We start from the raw sequence: 3,217 nt of genomic DNA on the forward strand, positions 1-3,217 counted from the left end.
GCGACAACACCGGAAAGATGATCGTCAAGCTCTGACGCCGGAGGGCGGGCGCCGGGGGGGGGGGGGGGGGGGGGGGGGGGGGGGGGGCCGCCCCCCCCCCCCCCCCCCCCCCCCCCCCCCCCGGAGCCTTGACGTCCGTCACGGGTCGACGACACCTCCTGGGGGTGGCGCCGTACCATTGAGTAATTGAAAGCAGGACAGCCTGCCTGCTCTCCATGATCGGATCCCGCGTGTACGAACCCTCGACCTCCGCCTCCTGGCGCGTCGCACTGCCGCACACCACCGCGGCCGTGCCCGTCGCCCGTGCGCTGGTCCGTACCGCGCTGGCCGAGCGGGAGCACGCCGCGGACCGCGACACCGCGGAGCTGCTCACCGCCGAGCTGGTGGCCAACGCCGTGGAGCACACCTCCGGGGGCCGTCCGATCGAGCTGGTGGTGGAGCTGCTGCCCACCGGGTGCCGGGTCGAGGTGCACGACGCCGATCCGAAGCCGCCCGGCGACCTGACCCGCCCGCCCCGTGACGAGCCGGACCCCTGGCAGGAGCACGGGCGCGGGCTGCTGCTGATCCGTGCCCTGAGTTCGTCGTGCGGGCACCGCCCGACCTCGTCCGGCAAGGCCGTGTGGTTCCGGCTGCCGGCGGTGCCGCGCCAGCGCCGGCCCGACTGAGCGGACCGGCCGGCGCCGCCCTCGCTCAGGCCAGGGTCGCCACCAGGACCGCCTTGATCGTGTGCATCCGGTTCTCCGCCTCGTCGAAGACGACCGAGTGGGCCGACTCGAACACCTCGTCGGTCACCTCCAGCGACTCCAGGCCGTGCTTCTCGTACACCTCACGGCCGACCTGCGTCCCCAGGTCGTGGAAGGCCGGCAGGCAGTGCAGGAAGCGGACGTCCGGGTTGCCGGTGGCCCGCAGCACGTCCATGGTCACCGCGTACGGCGCGAGGGCGGTGATCCGCTCGTTCCAGACCTCCTGGGGCTCCCCCATCGAGACCCAGACGTCGGTGACCACGAAGTCCGCGCCCGCGACGCCCTCGGCGATCTCCTCGGTGAGCGTGATGCGGGCCCCGCTGGACTCCGCGAGCGCGCGTGCCCGGTCGACGACCTCCTGGGCGGGCCAGTACGTCTTCGGGGCGACGATGCGCACGTCCATGCCCAGCAGGGCCGCGGTGACGAGGTAGGAGTTGCCCATGTTGAAGCGGGCGTCGCCGAGGTAGGCGAAGGAGATCCCCGTGACCGGCTTGACGCTGTGCTCGGTCATGGTGAGCACGTCGGCGAGCATCTGGGTGGGGTGCCAGTCGTCGGTCAGACCGTTGTAGACGGGCACTCCCGCGTACTCGGCGAGGGTCTCGACGGTGGACTGGGAGTCGCCCCGGAACTCGATCGCGTCGAACATCCGGCCGAGCACCCGCGCGGTGTCCTTCGCGGACTCCTTCTTCCCGATGTGCGAGCCGCTCGGGTCGATGTACGTCGTGGAGGCGCCCTGGTCGGCGGCGGCGACCTCGAAGGAGCAGCGGGTGCGCGTCGAGGGCTTCTCGAAGATCAGCGCGATGTTCCTGCCCTGGAGGTACCGGGTCTCGGTACCGGCCTTCTTGGCGGCCTTCAGCTCCGCGGCCAGGTCGAGCAGGCCGAGGAACTCCTGCGCGGTGAAGTCCACCTCCTTGAGGAAGTGGCGGCCGGCGAGGGCGGTCGGGACTGTCGCCATGGGGCGCTCCAGAGCTGCGGGTACAAGGATGAATGTAACTGTATACAATTATCAGAATTTATATGCAAGCGGGTGGCGACGGTGCCGGGGCGAGTGCGTGCGCCCGGCCGCGGCCCCGGGCTAGACCGCGTCCCGCTCGACCGGGCAGCTCATGCAGCGCGGTCCGCCCCTGCCCCGGCCCAGCTCGCTGCCGGGGATCTCGATCACCTCGATGCCCTGCTTGCGCAGATGCGTGTTGGTGGTGGCGTTCCGCTCGTAGGCGACGACGACGCCCGGTTCGACGGCCAGGACGTTGCAGCCGTCGTCCCACTGCTCGCGCTCGGCGGCGTGGACGTCCTGGGTCGCGGTCAGCACCCGGATCTCGCTGAGCCCCAGCGCGGCGGCGATCGCACGGTGCATGTGCTCCGGCGGATGGTCGGTGACCTTCAGTTCCCTGTCCCCCGAGCCGGGTTCGATGGTGTACGAACGGAGCATGCCGAGGCCCGCGTACTGGGTGAAGGTGTCGCCGCCGACCATCGTCATCACCGTGTCCAGGTGCATCACGGCGCGTCTCTTCGGCATGTCGAGGGCCACGATGGTCTCGGCGGACCCGGCGGCGAACAGCTTGTGCGCGAGCATCTCCACGGCCTGCGGGGTGGTCCGTTCGCTCATGCCGATCAGCACCGCGCCGTTGCCGATGACCAGCACGTCCCCGCCCTCGATGGTGGACGGGTAGTCGGCCTGTCCCTCGGACCAGAGGTGGAAGCCCTCGTCGCGGAACAGCGGGTGGTGCCGGTAGATCGCCTCGAAGTGCACGGTCTCGCGCTGCCGGGCGGGCCACCGCATGGCGTTGATGGAGACGCCGTCGTAGATCCAGGCGGAGGTGTCGCGGGTGAAGAGGTGGTTGGGCAGCGGGCGGAGCAGGAAGTCGTCGAGTTCCATGGCGTGGAAGCGCACGGACGTCGGTTCCGGGTGGGCGTCCAGGAACTCCCGCTTGGTCATTCCGCCGACCAGCGCTTCGGTCAGTTCGGCCGACGGCAGTGTCTCGAAGGCCGCGCGCAGGTGGTCGGTGGCCAGCGGGCCGTACTCCTTCTCGTCGAAGACACGGTCCAGGACGAGCGAGCGGGCCGCCGGGACGTCCAGCGTGGCGGCGAGCAGGTCACCGAAGAGGTGGACGGTGACGCCCCGGTCGCGCAGGACGTCGGCGAACCCGTCGTGCTCGGCGCGCGCCCGGCGCACCCAGAGCACGTCGTCGAACAGCAGGGCGTCCTTGTTGCTGGGGGTGAGCCTTTTGAGCTCGAGATCGGGCCGGTGCAGGATGACACGGCGCAGCCGTCCGGCCTCGGAGTCGACGTGGTAGGTCATGACTCCATCCTGACCACCCGGCGGGCTGTTCACCCCTCCGCGGCCGGGACGGACCCCGGCCGCGGTCCGGACGGCCCGAGCGGCCCGAGCGGCCCGAGCGGCCCGAGCGGCCCGAGCGGCCCGAGCGGCCCGAGCGGCCCGAGCGGCCCGAGCGGCCCGAGCGGCCCGAGCGGCC

At 71.5% G+C, this 3,217-nt stretch carries 3 protein-coding genes; 1 reads left to right on the forward strand and 2 read right to left on the reverse strand.

Features of this window, described 5'->3' with window-relative positions; genetic code table 11:
* Positions 1-215: 215 nt before the first annotated feature.
* Positions 216-665: an ATP-binding protein gene (locus ACIF80_RS33485; RefSeq protein WP_399811709.1), complete on the forward strand. Its 450-nt coding sequence runs from the start codon at positions 216-218 to the stop codon at positions 663-665.
* Between the two features lie 25 nt (positions 666-690).
* On the opposite strand, the gene argF is transcribed toward ACIF80_RS33485, so the two are convergent.
* The gene (gene argF, locus ACIF80_RS33490; protein ID WP_399811711.1) at positions 691-1,698 is read right to left on the reverse strand and encodes an ornithine carbamoyltransferase; all 1,008 of its coding nucleotides are present in this window, start codon (positions 1,696-1,698) and stop codon (positions 691-693) included.
* Positions 1,699-1,818: 120 nt separating this feature from the next.
* The gene (locus tag ACIF80_RS33495) at positions 1,819-3,042 is read right to left on the reverse strand and encodes an arginine deiminase (protein ID WP_399811713.1); all 1,224 of its coding nucleotides are present in this window, start codon (positions 3,040-3,042) and stop codon (positions 1,819-1,821) included.
* Positions 3,043-3,217 lie beyond the last annotated feature (175 nt).

Source organism: Streptomyces sp. NPDC085927 (genome assembly GCF_044540975.1).
Classification (GTDB): Bacteria; Actinomycetota; Actinomycetes; order Streptomycetales; family Streptomycetaceae; genus Streptomyces; species Streptomyces hirsutus.

Bases quoted from the DNA above. Each gene is read 5' to 3' on its own strand.
- ACIF80_RS33485 (WP_399811709.1), top strand. From the start codon at position 216: ATGATCGGATCCCGCGTGTACGAACCCTCGACCTCCGCCTCCTGGCGC.
- argF (WP_399811711.1), bottom strand. From the start codon at position 1,698: ATGGCGACAGTCCCGACCGCCCTCGCCGGCCGCCACTTCCTCAAGGAG.
- ACIF80_RS33495 (WP_399811713.1), bottom strand. From the start codon at position 3,042: ATGACCTACCACGTCGACTCCGAGGCCGGACGGCTGCGCCGTGTCATC.